Annotated in this window: 15 protein-coding genes and 1 tRNA gene; 5 read left to right on the top strand and 11 right to left on the bottom strand. The window is 65.9% G+C overall.

Annotation, left to right across the window (positions count from 1 at the left end; translation table 11 throughout):
* Positions 1 to 33: 33 nt before the first annotated feature.
* From rplL to BWQ92_RS16415, 9 genes are all read right to left on the bottom strand, one after another.
* The gene (rplL, locus tag BWQ92_RS16455; RefSeq protein WP_076801204.1) at positions 34 to 411 is read right to left on the bottom strand and encodes a 50S ribosomal protein L7/L12; all 378 of its coding nucleotides are present in this window, start codon (positions 409 to 411) and stop codon (positions 34 to 36) included.
* Between the two features lie 74 nt (positions 412 to 485).
* Entirely contained in the window at positions 486 to 1,067 is a 582-nt protein-coding gene (rplJ, locus tag BWQ92_RS16450) for a 50S ribosomal protein L10 (protein ID WP_076801202.1), read from the bottom strand.
* Between the two features lie 329 nt (positions 1,068 to 1,396).
* Positions 1,397 to 2,503, bottom strand: coding sequence for a GNAT family N-acetyltransferase (locus BWQ92_RS16445; protein ID WP_076801200.1), 1,107 nt, complete (start codon positions 2,501 to 2,503; stop codon positions 1,397 to 1,399).
* An 80-nt stretch (positions 2,504 to 2,583) separates the two neighbouring features.
* Entirely contained in the window at positions 2,584 to 3,675 is a 1,092-nt protein-coding gene (locus BWQ92_RS16440) for a GNAT family N-acetyltransferase (protein WP_076801198.1), read from the bottom strand.
* Positions 3,676 to 3,877: 202 nt separating this feature from the next.
* On the bottom strand, positions 3,878 to 4,585 hold the full coding sequence (gene rplA, locus BWQ92_RS16435) for a 50S ribosomal protein L1 (protein WP_076801196.1): 708 nt from the start codon (positions 4,583 to 4,585) through the stop codon (positions 3,878 to 3,880).
* A 186-nt stretch (positions 4,586 to 4,771) separates the two neighbouring features.
* The gene (rplK, locus tag BWQ92_RS16430; RefSeq protein ID WP_018760472.1) at positions 4,772 to 5,203 is read right to left on the bottom strand and encodes a 50S ribosomal protein L11; all 432 of its coding nucleotides are present in this window, start codon (positions 5,201 to 5,203) and stop codon (positions 4,772 to 4,774) included.
* Between the two features lie 133 nt (positions 5,204 to 5,336).
* A complete protein-coding gene (gene nusG, locus BWQ92_RS16425; RefSeq protein WP_076801195.1) occupies positions 5,337 to 6,173 on the bottom strand; it encodes a transcription termination/antitermination protein NusG in 837 nt (278 codons plus the stop codon).
* 117 nt (positions 6,174 to 6,290) lie between these two features.
* Complete coding sequence (gene secE / locus BWQ92_RS16420) at positions 6,291 to 6,575, bottom strand: preprotein translocase subunit SecE (RefSeq protein WP_076801193.1); 285 nt, start codon at positions 6,573 to 6,575, stop codon at positions 6,291 to 6,293.
* Positions 6,576 to 6,657: 82 nt separating this feature from the next.
* Positions 6,658 to 6,730: transfer RNA gene (locus BWQ92_RS16415), tRNA-Trp, on the bottom strand.
* 272 nt (positions 6,731 to 7,002) lie between these two features.
* Here BWQ92_RS16415 and BWQ92_RS16410 point away from each other — a divergent pair.
* Positions 7,003 to 8,220, top strand: coding sequence for a pyridoxal phosphate-dependent aminotransferase (locus BWQ92_RS16410; protein ID WP_076801191.1), 1,218 nt, complete (start codon positions 7,003 to 7,005; stop codon positions 8,218 to 8,220).
* Positions 8,221 to 8,328: 108 nt separating this feature from the next.
* On the opposite strand, the gene BWQ92_RS16405 is transcribed toward BWQ92_RS16410, so the two are convergent.
* Positions 8,329 to 9,006 (bottom strand): LuxR C-terminal-related transcriptional regulator, encoded by a 678-nt coding sequence (locus BWQ92_RS16405; protein ID WP_076801189.1) that lies wholly within the window; start codon positions 9,004 to 9,006, stop codon positions 8,329 to 8,331.
* Positions 9,003 to 10,403, bottom strand: a complete 1,401-nt coding sequence (locus BWQ92_RS16400) for an ATP-binding protein (protein ID WP_076801187.1) — start codon at positions 10,401 to 10,403, stop codon at positions 9,003 to 9,005. Before BWQ92_RS16400 ends, BWQ92_RS16405 begins: the two co-directional genes overlap by 4 nt.
* A 124-nt stretch (positions 10,404 to 10,527) precedes the next feature.
* Between BWQ92_RS16400 and BWQ92_RS16395 the strand changes: the two genes are divergently transcribed.
* From BWQ92_RS16395 to BWQ92_RS16380, 4 genes are all read left to right on the top strand, one after another.
* Positions 10,528 to 12,093, top strand: a complete 1,566-nt coding sequence (locus tag BWQ92_RS16395) for a PspC domain-containing protein (protein WP_076801185.1) — start codon at positions 10,528 to 10,530, stop codon at positions 12,091 to 12,093.
* 1 nt (position 12,094) lies between these two features.
* Positions 12,095 to 12,379, top strand: coding sequence for a hypothetical protein (locus BWQ92_RS16390; protein WP_076801183.1), 285 nt, complete (start codon positions 12,095 to 12,097; stop codon positions 12,377 to 12,379).
* 3 nt (positions 12,380 to 12,382) lie between these two features.
* Positions 12,383 to 12,637, top strand: coding sequence for a PspC domain-containing protein (locus BWQ92_RS16385; protein ID WP_076801181.1), 255 nt, complete (start codon positions 12,383 to 12,385; stop codon positions 12,635 to 12,637).
* 226 nt (positions 12,638 to 12,863) lie between these two features.
* Complete coding sequence (locus BWQ92_RS16380; protein ID WP_076801179.1) at positions 12,864 to 13,889, top strand: ATP-dependent 6-phosphofructokinase; 1,026 nt, start codon at positions 12,864 to 12,866, stop codon at positions 13,887 to 13,889.
* Positions 13,890 to 14,019: the final 130 nt, after the last annotated feature.

Below are 14,019 nucleotides of genomic sequence, written 5' to 3'. Positions count from 1 at the left end.
CCGGAGTGGACGGGGATTCCTGGACAAGCAGTGTTACTTGAGGGTAACGGTGGCGCCAGCTTCTTCGAGCTGAGCCTTTGCCTTCTCGGCGGCTTCCTTGTTGGCGCCTTCGAGAACAGCCTTGGGAGCGCTGTCAACCAGGTCCTTGGCTTCCTTGAGGCCGAGGGAGGTGATGGCGCGAACTTCCTTGATCACTGCGATCTTCTTGTCGCCAGCAGATTCGAGGATGACGTCGAAGTCGGTCTTCTCTTCAGCTTCTTCTGCAGCGCCACCGGCAGCGGGGCCAGCAACAGCAACAGCAGCAGCGGTAACTTCGAAGGTCTCTTCGAAGAGCTTGACGAACTCGGAGAGCTCGATGATGGTCAGTTCCTTGAAAGCTTCAATGAGCTCTTCGTTGGTGAGCTTCGCCATGGTTGGCGTCCTTCCTATAAAGGTGGCCGGGGGCTGAATGCCGTCCGTTCCACCGGAGTCATATTGGGAGAGAGTTAGTTCTCTTCGGCAGCGGCTTCGGCCGGAGCCTCTGCTGCTTCTGCGGCGGGAGCTTCTTCAGCGGCGGGAGCTGCGGCTTCAGCCGGAGCACCGTTCTCTTCTTCAAGCTTGAGGCGCAGTGCGTCGATGATGCGTGCAGCAGCGGCGGCAGGGGCCTTGAGGACGCCTGCAACCTTGGCGAGCTGCAGCTCGCGGGACTCGAGTGCTGCCAGGGCAGCAACTTCGCTGGCGTTCAGTGCCTTGCCCTCGAAGTAACCGGTCTTGATGACCAGCTGCTTGTTGGCCTTGGCAAAATCCGTCAGGCTCTTGGCAGCTGCAACTGCGTCACCCTTGATGAACGCGATTGCAGTGGGGCCGGCGAGCTGGCCGTCGAATGCTTCGACACCAGCTTCCTTGGCTGCAATTGCGGTCAGGGTGTTCTTGACGACCGCGAACTTGGTGTCCTGGCCGAGAGAAACACGCAGCTGCTTGAGCTGTGCAACGGTGAGCCCACGGTATTCGGTCAGGACAGCGGCGTTCGATTCCTTGAAATCGTTAGTGATCTCAGCTACTGCTGAAACCTTGGTAGGCGTTGCCATAACCCTCCTTCCGGGGATAGTGCCGGTATTCCGGGTCCCCGCTCAGGTGAGCTAAAACTAAAAACGCCCCGCGCAGATGCACGGGGCTTGGCTCAACGCAGTCCAGGACAGCGGAGCTTTGCTTCGTTCACCTGCGCCGGCCGCCCTATGTTCAGGGTCCTTCGTCCGGAAACCCACTGGCTCTTCCGCACACAACTGCAGAGTTGAGCTGAGCTCGAAAGAGTGGGAATCCAACAACCGACGGTCTTTGGTAGTTCAAGCTTACGGGAGGGCTATGCGGATGACCAAATCGGCCAGCCGGGCCGGGTGCACCAAGCGCGCCGGTACACTCAGCTCCTGCTGGGTCCCAGGTCCGGCAGTTCCTTCTGCCAGATCCCGGTGACTCCCGCCGTCGTGAAGCCCAGCTGGCGGTTGACCGTGAGCAGATACCGGTTTTCCGGTGCGTTCCAGGTGTAGATCACCCGCGCAGCGGGGAACTGCTCGGTGAGGCGCTCCATGTTGGCCACCTTGATCAGCAGGCCGAGCTTGTTGCCGCGGTGGGCCTGCAGCACCACGGTGTCGTCCTGGAAGACGACGTCCTGCCGCTGCGCCAGGACGCTGATGGTGGTTAGCCCCACCAGCGTTCCGGAAGCGATGTGTTCGACGGCGGTCACCACCGTCCGCCGCCCCTGCGAGATGGTGACTTCCTCGGCCTCCCGCAGGATCCGGGCGTCGAAGATCATGTCACCGTCCCCCGCCGGCCCGGCGTCGCCGCCTGCCTGGTTTTCGAGGGCTGCCACAGATTCCAGCCAGCGTTCCGGGCAACGGTCGGTCCAGTGGTGCAGGCGGTACCGGCCGTTGTTGGCCTCCTGCGCCTCAGCCTCGAGTTCGGCCACGAGCTTGGTGTCCAGCGGCAGCGCGCATGAGCTGAACTGTTCGATGTGCTGGAGCGTGTAGCCGGTGCGCTGGGCGAAGTCCACCTCACGGCTGCCCAGCGGCACGTAGCCCTGGCCCGATCCGGGCACCAGCTGCTCGGGGGCGAATTCGTGCAGGGAGGCGCCGGGGTGGTTGGTGTCAACCAGGATCATGGTGCGCCCCTCCTCCCGGGCGAAGTGTTCGGCTGCCTCCAGCAGCTGCCGGCCGACGCCCTGGCGCTGGTATTCAGGGAGGATGTCCAGGGTGAATTCGGCGAGGTCGAGGTTGTCGGCCAGGGGAAGTGCGATGTCCACGGCGCCGACAATCTCGCCGTCGACCTTGGCCACGAGGATGACCTGGCGTTCGTACGGGTCGTCCAGTTCGAGCAGCTTCTCCAGCGGCGTGTAGGCGAGGTCGTCACTGCCCCAGGTGTCCATCCGGACCTTGCGCCCGACTTCCACCGCGGCGAGGAAGTCCGCCGCATCGGGAGAGTCCACGGACTCCGGAATCAGCAGCCGCTCGATCCGCACGTTTATTGCCATATCCCCAGCCGTTTCCGCCGCTTGCCATGAAGGCCTCCGGCTTGAATCCACGCGGTGTATCCGCCGCCAGCATATGCCGGTTAACGCCGGCGCTGCCACTCACCGTCGTAGCCTGCCGGACGGAATCCCAGGGCCAGGTTGATGGCGAGCATGTGGTCGTTCTCGGCGGCGTTGAATGTCAGGACGCGCTCCACCTCGGGATGGTCCTCCTGCAGGCGCCGGAGGTTGCGCACCTTGACCAGCATGCCCAGCCGGTGACCGCGGTGCGCCTGGGCCACCAGCGTGTCATCCTGCTCGGCCAGCCACGGTTTTTCGCCCGTGTGCTGCAGCACGGAGTAGGCCGCCAGCTCGCCGCTCGCCCTGTCCCGGGCCACGGCCACCAGCGACTCCAGGCCCGTCCGCTTCCACTCGTCCTCGACGTGCCGGACCCGCTTGGCGTCCCACACCTCGGCGTCGTAGTGCAGCGCGCCGGCCGGGGTGTCCGTGCTCATTTTGGACATGAGCACTGCCATCTGCTCCACGTACTCATCGGGACAACGGTCTGTCCAGCCGAGGATCTCGTACTGATCCCCGGCGATGCCGGTTGCCTCCCGTTCCAGGGCGTCCAGGACACCGTCCGACGGCGGCATGTCCAGTGCGCTGAAACGCGTCACCTGCTCGAGGGTGTAGCCGGCCGCCACGGCGAACCGGACTCCGCGGGCCGCGGCCGGGACCCCGCCCGTGCCCGTTCCGGGCTTCAGAATCCCGGGACCGTTTGGGTCAAAGCCCGGGGCGTGTTCCGTAAAGGACTGCAGGGTGCTGCGCCCGTCCTCGGCCGCCAGCGCCTCAACATGCCGCAGGAGGGCCTGTCCGATGCCGCGGCCGCAGAACTCCTGGAGCACGTCCACGCGAAGGAACGCGTCCTGCAGGTTTTCCTGCTGCGGAAACCTGATCCAAGACCTTGCCACCATGCGGCCGTCAAGCCGCACAAAGAAGAGCCGGAGTTTCCCGTACTCGTCGTCGCGCCACCCTTCCAGCCGGGCTTTGCGGGGAGTCGCCCGGTCCAGGTTGCCCCAAAGCTCCAGCGCCAGGGCATCACTGAGATCGCTGAACTCGAGGAAGTCTGCGGCCTCGGCAGCGTCGAGCGACGCAGGCAGGAAGAGCGGCTCGATCCGGTAGGAAGGCGTCGTCACCGCATCAGCCTAGCCGCCGCGGCCCCTCCCTTCCAGAGCCGCCTCCAGCACCCCCAACACAGCGGACTGGCCCGCCCACCCGAGTCCCGCCGTCGTACTTCACAGCTTCCGGAAGGAACGCCGCGAACGCAAAGGACCGCCCGGCAGATGCCGGACGGTCCTTCGGTGCTGGCCGGAGATCCGGCCGTGAGCTCGGTGAGACTTACGCCTCGGTCAGAACCCGGGTGACGTTGGGGTCAACGGAGATGCCGGGACCGAACGTGGTGGCAACCGTTGCCTTCTGGATGTAGCGGCCCTTGGAAGCGGACGGCTTCAGGCGGAGCACCTCTTCGAGAGCGGCGGCGTAGTTCTCGGCCAGCTTTACGGCGTCGAAGGAAACCTTGCCGATGATGAAGTGCAGGTTGGAGTGCTTGTCGACACGGAAGTCGATCTTGCCGCCCTTGATGTCGTTGACAGCCTTGGTGACATCGGGGGTGACGGTGCCGGTCTTCGGGTTCGGCATCAGGTTACGGGGACCCAGGACCTTACCGAGGCGGCCAACCTTGCCCATGAGGTCAGGGGTGGCAACGGCTGCGTCGAAGTCGGTCCAGCCGCCGGCGATCTTTTCGATCAGGTCATCGGAACCAACGAAGTCGGCGCCGGCAGCGATTGCTGCTTCGGCCTTCTCACCCGTCGCGAATACGAGGACGCGGGCGGTCTTACCGGTGCCGTGGGGCAGGTTGACGGTGCCGCGGACCATCTGGTCGGCCTTGCGGGGGTCAACACCCAGGCGGAAGGCGACCTCAACGGTGGCGTCGAACTTGGACGGGTTGGTGTCCTTGGCGAGCGTCACTGCCTCGAACGGAGCGTAGAGCTTCTCCGTCTCGATCTTGGCTGCGGCTGCCTCGTATGCTTTGCTGCGCTTTGCCATGCTGCTTATTTCTCCTTGTGCAGTTGTGGTCTGCGGACCGCGCTGGGCCCTGCCACATCCGCGAGTCCGGCTGTTGTATCTTTTCGGACTTGCGGCATTTTCAATGTTTCAGTGGTGCCGGTTTCCCGGCGGTGCTGCCCGGCGTCGTACCCGGTTGCCCGGGAATGCCGCCGCATCAGCGGGGAATTAACCCTCGACGGTGATGCCCATGGAGCGGGCGGTGCCGGCGATGATCTTCGCTGCGCCTTCGAGGCTGGTGGCGTTGAGGTCTTCCATCTTGGTGGAGGCGATCTCGTTGACCTGGGCCTGGGTCAGCTTGGCAACCTTGACGGTGTGCGGGGTGGACGAACCCTTGGCAACGCCTGCAGCCTTCTTGATGAGCTCTGCAGCCGGCGGGGTCTTGGTGATGAACGTGAACGAACGGTCTTCGTAGACGGTGATCTCAACAGGAATAACGTTGCCGCGCTGGGCTTCCGTCGCAGCGTTGTACGCCTTGCAGAATTCCATGATGTTGACGCCGTGCTGGCCAAGCGCAGGACCGATCGGCGGGGCCGGGTTAGCGGCACCTGCCTGGATCTGCAGCTTGATGAGGCCGGTGACCTTCTTCTTGGGAGCCAATGTAGGGTCCTTCTCTCAAATGCGTCCTGGGACACAGGAGCGTGCCTCAGGTGGTTGACCGCCATGGCGAGGCGGTCGGCCGTTCCGGGACAGCTAAAGCGGGCCGTTCCGGAACGAAATCTATGGTGATCAGCTAGATCTTGGTGACCTGGTTGAAGGCCAGCGTGACCGGGGTCTCGCGCTCGAAGATGGACACCAGCACCACGAGGGTCTGGGAGTCCACCTTGATCTCGGAGATCGTGGCGGGAAGGGTCTCGAACGGGCCTTCCTTGACGATGACCGACTCGCCGACCTCGAAGTCGACGTTTACCGGGGCGGAAGGCTGCTTGGCCGGCTTGCCCTTCTCCGCCTGCTCCTCCTGGAAGACCGGGGCGAGCATGGAGAAGACCTCGTCGAGGCGCAGCGGCACGGGGTTGTGGGCGTTGCCCACGAAGCCGGTGACGCCCGGGGTGTGGCGGACGGCGCCCCAGGAGGCGTCGGTCAGATCCATGCGGACCAGGACGTAGCCGGGAATGCGGACGCGGTTGATGACCTTGCGCTGGGCGTTCTTGATCTCAACGACTTCTTCCATGGGCACCTGGATCTCGAAGATGTAGTCTTCCATGTCCAGGGTCTGGATGCGGGTCTCAAGGTTGGCCTTGACGCGGTTTTCGTAGCCTGCGTAGGAGTGGATGACGTACCAGTCACCCTCCTGGCGGCGCAGCTTCGCCTTGAACTCTTCGGCGGGGTCGGTGGCCTTGGCGGCCGCAGCGGCCAGGACGTCGGTTCCTTCGGCGCCTTCCCCGGCGTCCTCTCCGGTCACGTCGTCGGCGTCTTCGGTCTCGGCGTCGTCAGCGTCGGCCTCGTAATCGGCGTCGCCTTCGGAATCGGGCGCAGCAGACTCAACCTCGGAGCCCTCGGCGGACTCAGCCGCGGGGTTCTGGGTTTCATCCAGCTCAGTCTCAGTTACCTCGAGCTCCTGCTCAGACACTTGGTCTCCTGCTTCCTCATTGCTAAATTGCCTAGTTAAATGGCTCAATTCCGCACACCCCGCAACTCCTTTCCCGTTTCCGGTTGGGAGTCCACGCAGTCTGCGGACTGATCGCCTTTAGCGGTCCGTGGCGCCTGTACCGCCGAAGATCCAGCTCACCGCGCTGCCGAACGCCAGGTCCAGCAGAGTGACGATCACCATCATGATGACTACGAATACGAGCACCACGAGCGTGTAGTTGATCAGTTCCTTGCGGGTCGGGGCGACGACCTTCTTCAGTTCGCCAATGACCTGGCGGATGAAGAGGGCGATACGAGCGAAGAAGCCGGCCTTGGCGGCCTTCTTGGCAGGGCGGCCCTTGGAGCTGCTTGCAGCTGTTTCGGTCACCTGTTCCTCACTCATCCTCGCAAGTCGGATTACCCGGCTCTGAACTGAACCTTTTTGTTGCTGCGCTTGCCCCGGCTTTTCGCCGGAACAGCCTGCGCAGGGCAGACAGGACTCGAACCTGCAACCTGCGGTTTTGGAGACCGCTGCGCTACCAATTGCGCCACTACCCTATGGATCGAAAACCGATGCAGGCCGCACTTCCCCAAGGCCATCTGGGGCGCACGTCATCATCCGTGTTTTCAACACCGGAGAACCAGTCTACGCAACAACTGCGCTTACGTCGAACCGGCCTCACTTCGGACCGTTTTCAGCTTCCGGAGGCGCGCTGCACCGCAGTCACAAATCCGTGTTCCACCTCGAACGATCCGGTGAACAGCATAGAGTAGATTCCGTCGAATTCCACCATTCAGCTCTCCAGCTGCAAGCGAAGAACGGACCTGCCATGTCTGCCGCCCGCGTTTCCCAACGCATTTCCGCCATTGCCGAATCCGCCACCCTGGCCGTTGATGCCAAGGCCAAGGCGCTGAAGGCGGCCGGCCGGCCGGTGATTGGGTTCGGCGCTGGCGAGCCCGACTTCCCCACTCCGGACTACATCGTCCAGGCCGCCATCGACGCCGCCAGCCAGCCGAAGTACCACCGCTACTCCCCCGCGGGCGGCCTCCCCGAGCTGAAGAAGGCCATCGCCGAGAAGACCTTCCGGGATTCCGGCTACAAGGCCGACCCCTCCCAGGTGCTGGTCACCAACGGCGGCAAGCAGGCCGTCTACAACACGTTCGCCACCCTGGTGGATCCGGGCGACGAAGTGATTGTTCCGACGCCGTTCTGGACCACCTACCCCGAGGCCATCCGCCTCGCCGGCGGCGTTCCGGTGGAGGTCTTCGCCGGGCCGGAGCAGGACTACCTGGTGACCGTGGAGCAGCTCGAGGCGGCCGTCACGGACCGCACGAAGATCCTGCTGTTCGTCTCGCCGTCGAACCCCACCGGCTCCGTCTACTCCCCCGAGCAGGTTGCTGAAATCGGCAAGTGGGCCGCGGCCAAGGGCCTGTGGGTGGTCACCGACGAGATCTACGAGCACCTGACGTACGACGGCGTTCCGTTCACCTCCATCGCCACCGCCGCCCCCGAACTGGGCGACAAGGTTGTGATCCTCAACGGTGTGGCCAAGACCTATGCGATGACCGGCTGGCGCGTGGGCTGGATGATCGGCCCCGCCGACGTCATCAAGGCGGCCACCAACCTGCAGTCGCACGCCACCTCCAACGTCTCCAACATCCCGCAGATCGCCGCCCTGGCCGCTGTCTCCGGTCCGCTCACCGCGGTGGACGAGATGAAGGTCGCGTTTGACCGCCGCCGGAAGGCCATCGTGGACGGGCTCAACGCGATCGAGGGCGTTGAATGCCCGACGCCGAAGGGCGCCTTTTACGTGTACGCCGACGTCCGCGGGCTGCTGGGTAAGGAATTCCCGACGGCGAACGGTCCGGTCCGGCCCGAAACTTCCGCCGCGCTGGCCGCACTGATCCTGGACGAGGTGGAGGTCGCCGTCGTTCCCGGCGAAGCCTTTGGCCCGTCCGGCTACCTGCGCCTCTCCTACGCCCTGGGCGATGAGGACCTCGCCACCGGCGTCGGCCGCCTGCAGGACTTCCTCGGCAAGGCCCAGTAACCCGGCACGCTCTCTCATTTCCTGCACGGCAACCCCGAACGCTCTCTCACCCGGTGAGAGAGCGTTCGGGGTTAAGCGGCAGGAAGTGAGAGAGCGTCTGGGCCGGCGCTAGAGGAGGCGGCGTTCGGCGGCCCACTTGGTCAGTTCATGGCGGCTGGAGAGCTGCAGCTTCCGGAGCACCGCCGAAACGTGGGTTTCCACGGTCTTGATCGAGATGAAGAGTTCCTTGGCCACCTCCTTGTAGCTGTAACCGCGGGCGATCAGCCGCATCACCTCGAGTTCGCGGGCTGAGAGCTTGTCCAGTTCGTCGTCGGCAATGTCGGCCGGGGCCGTGCCGAAGGCGTCCAGGACAAAGCCGGCCAGGCGCGGCGAGAACACGGCGTCTCCGCCGGCAACCCGGAACACGGCGTCCGTGATTTCCGCCCCGGAGATGGTCTTGGTGACGTAGCCGCGGGCACCGGCCCGGATCACGGCCACGACGTCTTCGGCGGCATCGGACACGCTCAGGGCGAGGAACCGGGTAGTTCCGAGGAGCGCCGCCGATCCGGCGATGACTTCCCGCCCTCCCCCGCCGCGTCCGCCGGGCAGGTGCACGTCCAGCAGTACGACGTCGGGCCGTGCGGCAGCGATGACGTCGATGGCCTGTTCCACGGTGCCGGCCTCCCCGACCACCACCACGCTCGGGTCCAGGTCGGCTTTGAGGCCGGAGCGGAAGATTGCGTGGTCATCAACGATCACGACCCGTACGGTTCTTCCCGCCGCGGCCGCCCCTGCTGGTGTGCTCATGACTTCCCTTCCCCGTTCTCCCCGGCCTCCGCAGGCAGCCTGAGCCGCACCTCAGTGCCGTCCGGTCCGCTGTTGATATCGGCGTTTCCGCCGTGCCGTTTCATCCGGCCGATGATCGATTCCCGAACACCCAGCCTGTCGTGCGGGACGTTGTGCAGCTCGAAGCCCGGGCCCCGGTCCTTGACGAAGACTTCCGCGCCGCCGTCGGACACCTCCAGGTAGACGGAGACCGGACCGCCGCCATGGCGGGCAGCGTTCAGCATGGCCTCGCGGCTGGCCTGGACCAGCGCCTCGTGGCGTTCGGTCATCCCCGCGTCCCCCACGGTCACGACGTCGACGGCGTGCCCGAGGCCGTCCTCGACCTCCGCCGCGGCGGCCTTGATCCGATCCGAGAGCTGGCCTGCGTCGGCGGCGGGGTCCTTGAAGAGCCAGCCCCGCAGTTCGCGCTCCTGGGCCCGGGCCAGGCGGACGACGTCGTGCTCGTTTCCTGCCCGGCGCTGGATCAGGGCAAGCGTCTGGAGCACGGAGTCGTGCAGGTGGGCGGCGATCTCGGCGCGCTCGGTCTCCCGCACCCGGCCGGCCCGCTCGGCCTCCAGGTCACGCCAGAACTTCAGCCCCCAGGGCAGCAGCACCAGCGCCACTCCGCCCAGTACCGCTACGGAGGCGAGCAGCGCGAGCCAGGTCTGCTCCCATGAGCCCGACCCGGACACCATGACCAGTACCCCGGCCACCACGAGTGCGAGGCCAGCAGCGAGGCGCGCCCAGCCGCCAGCCTGATCCGCCTTCGTTTTGTCGACGAGCCCGGCGCGGCGGGTTTCATCCAGTTGCATCCAGGCAATTGCCGCGCCGCCGAGTATTGCCGCCGCCGGGATCAGCGTGCCCAGGGGCACCTCCACGCCCAGCAGCCTGGCGATCAGGATCGCGGCGACGAGCAGGAGCCCGGCGCCCAGCAGGATCTCCTTACCGTAGCGCATGCTCCGGACCCGGAACCATGTGCCGGGCCCGGCCACAGCGGCAGGTTCCGGAGGCTGGGAGGCGGTGCCGGCGTCGTACTCCCCCGCCGACGGGGAGCCTGATCCCAACGGCGAGCCTGACGCGGGCGAGGAAGGGACGGCGGGGGCCTGCTGGATGCCCGCCGGCGGCAGGCTCACGGCCGGAGCAATGGGCGACGCCGGGCGGCGGGCATTGCGCTTGGCGTTCTCATCCGCGGTGGGAACCATGATCCACAGCCACGCGTAGAACGCGAGCCCGGCACCGCCCGCAAAGGCGGCCACCACCATGCCGATCCGGACCATGCGCACCGGCCAGCCCAGGTGCACCGCCAGGCCGGAGCAGACACCGGCGATCACCCGGTCGCTGCTGCGGACCAGAGGAGGGCGGACAGGGGCTGTGGTCATGCATCAATCCAAACACGTTTCAGGGTTCCCGAGGCCCGATCTGAGGGTGAACCCGGGGCGAGTCAGGGACGGCTCAGGGTGTTCCCCAATAGAGGCTGACCAGCTCAAACGGCAGTATCGAAGTATGAACTCGCAGAACCCCAACCCCAGTGAAGGCCACCCGGCCACCCCGTCCGGGGGCAACGCCGGCCAGGAACCGGAGCACGCACCCCAAAACTCCGGGGAACCGGAGAACGCCACAGCCGCGGAAAACCCCACACCACGGGAAAACCCGACGGAACCGCTGTTCCCGCCGCCATCGGGAAGCCACGCCGGGCCGGCTTACGGCGCATCCGCGTACGCTGCTTCCGGCGGCGGCGGGACCGCCGAGCCACTGAACTTCTTCGACTGGATCCGCAGTCACGGCGTCCACCGGGGCCGCGACCGCTGGATCGGGGGCGTCTCAAGCGGCATCGCCGAACGGATGGGGATCGATCCGCTGATCGTGCGCGGCATCTTCATCGTGCTGACGCTGTTCGCAGGCATCGGGATCCTCCTGTACGGCCTCGGCTGGGCCCTGCTGCCTGAGCCCGACGGCCGGATCCACACCCAGGAGGCTGGCGCCGGCCGCTGGAGCACCGGCATGACGGGGGCGCTCATCACCACGATCATCGGCCTCACCGGCATGGGCGGCGGCTTCTGGGGATGGGGCCACGACAGCTTCGGCTTCTTCTGGGCGCTGTTCTGGATCGGCGGGGTGATCTACCTGATCTACTACCTGACCCAGCGCAGCAAGAACCGCGCCGGTACACCGATAGACAGCGCCCGTGGGTCCTACGGCTACGCAACCCCCGGCAGCCCGTCAGCTGCTGCAGCCGAATCCTCACCGTTCCCGGCGTCCTCCTTCGCTGCCGCCAGCCCTGCCCCAACCCAGCCCTACACGGTGCCTCCGACGCCGGACGCCATCCCGTCATACGGCGCCAATGAACCATACGGCCCGGCCTCCCCTTCGGGCTCCCACGGTGGCCTGCCGCCGTGGCGGCCTGCACCCGTCCCGGCCCCTGTTCCGGCATCCAAGCCGAAGCCGGCCGGCCCGGGCGCGCCGGCCGTAGCCATCACCGCCGGACTGGCGCTGCTGGCCGGCGGGGCACTGAAGGCGCTCGACGCCGGCAACCTGATTGAGCTGGGCAGCTCGGCGAACGCTGTGGTCTGGGCAGCCGGTGCGGCGGTCCTGGGACTCGGCATCCTGCTGGCCGGCCTGCGCGGCAGGACCTCCGGCATCCTCGGATTCTTCGCCGTGGTGGCGCTCATCGTCGGAGGCGTCTTCAGCGCGGTGCCCAACGGCGACCGGTTCCGCTTCCAGAACGCAGACTGGAATCCCGTCACCATCGAACAGGCCCGTGAGGGCTTTCAGATCACCGGAGGCCGGGGAACTGTCGACCTGTCCGGCCTGGACCTGAACCCGCCCCTGGGCACCGACGTCGTAATTCCCCTCGACGCCACCGCGAGCAACCTGACGGTTGTCATCCCGCGCACTGTGCCGGTGGATGTCCGGGCCGACATGACCCTGGGCAACCTGAATGAGGGCACGGGCAGCCGCGGCGGCATCACCTCCCGGCAGAGCAGCTACAACTCGGACAAGCCAGGCGCGCGGCTGATCCTGCAGATCGACGGCACCGTGAGCAACGTCACCATCCAGGAAGGAAACTGACATGAACAGTTTTGATCCGGCTCCGGAACGAAACCCTGCACCCAAACCCTCCATCGGAGACAGGGACGAACCTGCTGAAGCACCGGCCCGGGTAGGCACCATCGTCTGGGGCCTCGTCGTCCTCGCCCTGGCCGTCCTGATCGTCATCTCCCAGCTGGGCATCGTGGTCCTGAACGGGACGTATGTGCTGATCGGCCTGATGATCGGAGCCGGAGCCGCACTGGTGATCGGCGGCCTGCTCTCAGCACGGAAACGTGACAACGGCGCAACAAACGGGAAGTCTTGAACCATGGAAAAGTTCTTCAGCATTGTCAGGGGCCTTGGCCTGAAGCGCGGACCGCAGCGCTGGCTCGGCGGCGTGTGCGGCGGAATCGCCCAGAAGCTGAACGTGGACGTGGCATTCGTCCGGATCGGCTTCCTCGTCTTGTGCCTGCTGCCCGGCCCGGCCGTTGTGTTCTACCTGGCGGCGTGGCTGATCCTGCCGGACCAGAACAACTCGATCCCGCTTGAGTCCTTCCTCGGAAAGCGCGGCATCGGCCAGTAGCAGCCACCGTCGGCGGGCACCCGCCGTCGGCCCTTCAGAGAATGCCCCCGTTCCCTCCGGAACGGGGGCATTCCGTTGTCCCGGCCGCTGCCGGATCCCGGCGTCCGGGCTCCCCTGCGGTGTAACTGTTTGTGTCCTACCGCACACTCACCAGTAGAATCTCTAATTGAGCTCAGCGTGGCGCTCTGCCCGTAAACCCTTCGAAACCAGGATTTGAGCCAAGAAAATGAAAATTGGAATCCTCACCAGCGGCGGCGACTGCCCCGGACTGAACGCCGTTATCCGCGGCGCCGTCCTCAAAGGCATTGCCATCCACGGCCACGAATTCGTGGGGTTCCTCGACGGTTGGCGCGGAGTGGTTGAGGGTGACATCATCCCCATTCCGCGTACGCTTGTCCGCGGTATTGCCAAGCAGGGCGGCACCATCCTGGGCACCTCGCGCACCAACCCGTTCGAGAACGGAGGCGGACCGGACGTCATCAAGGCACACATGGACCGCCTGGGGATCGACGCCATCATCGCCATCGGCGGCGAAGGAACCCTCGCCGCGGCGAAGCGCCTCACCGACGCCGGCCTGAAGATCGTCGGCGTCCCGAAGACCGTGGACAACGACCTCGACGCCACCGACTACACCTTCGGCTTCGACACCGCCGTCCAGATCGCCACCGAGGCAATCGACCGGCTGCGGACCACCGGCGAATCCCACCACCGCTGCATGATCGCCGAGGTCATGGGCCGGCACGTCGGCTGGATCGCCCTGCATGCCGGCATGGCCGCAGGCGCCCACGCCATCCTCATCCCGGAGCAGAAAGTCAGCATCGAACAGATCACCAAATGGGTCACCGAGGCCCATGACCGTGGCCGTGCGCCGCTGGTCGTGGTGGCCGAAGGTTTCGTCCCGGAACACATGGAGTCACCGCACTCCGAGCGCGGCCTGGACACCTTCGGCCGGCCCCGCCTGGGCGGCATCGCCGACCAGCTGGCCCCGGAGATCGAAGCCCGCACGGGCATCGAAACCCGCGCCACCATCCTGGGCCACATCCAGCGCGGCGGCGTCCCGTCCGCATTCGACCGCGTCCTGGCCACCCGCCTCGGCATGGCGGCCATCGACTCCGTCACCGACGGCCGCTGGGGCACCATGGTGTCGCTGAACGGCACGGACATCGACCATGTGGGCTTCGATGCCGCCCTGGGCAAGCTCAAGACGGTTCCGCAGCACCGCTACGACGAAGCCGCCGTCCTCTTCGGCTGAGCCCTGCCCACACCTTCTCATAGCGCGAACGTACACTTGTGGCCCCATTTCCGTGGCGAATTGGGGCCACAACTGTACGTTCGCGCCGGGACCGTGTGGAGTGGGGCCCGTCGGTGGCGGGGATCGGTAG

It is taken from the genome of Arthrobacter sp. QXT-31 (genome assembly GCF_001969265.1).
In the GTDB taxonomy this organism is placed as follows: Bacteria; Actinomycetota; Actinomycetes; order Actinomycetales; family Micrococcaceae; genus Arthrobacter.
Note: the sequence above shows the minus strand (reverse complement) of the source record. Positions and strands in the feature narration are given on the sequence as shown.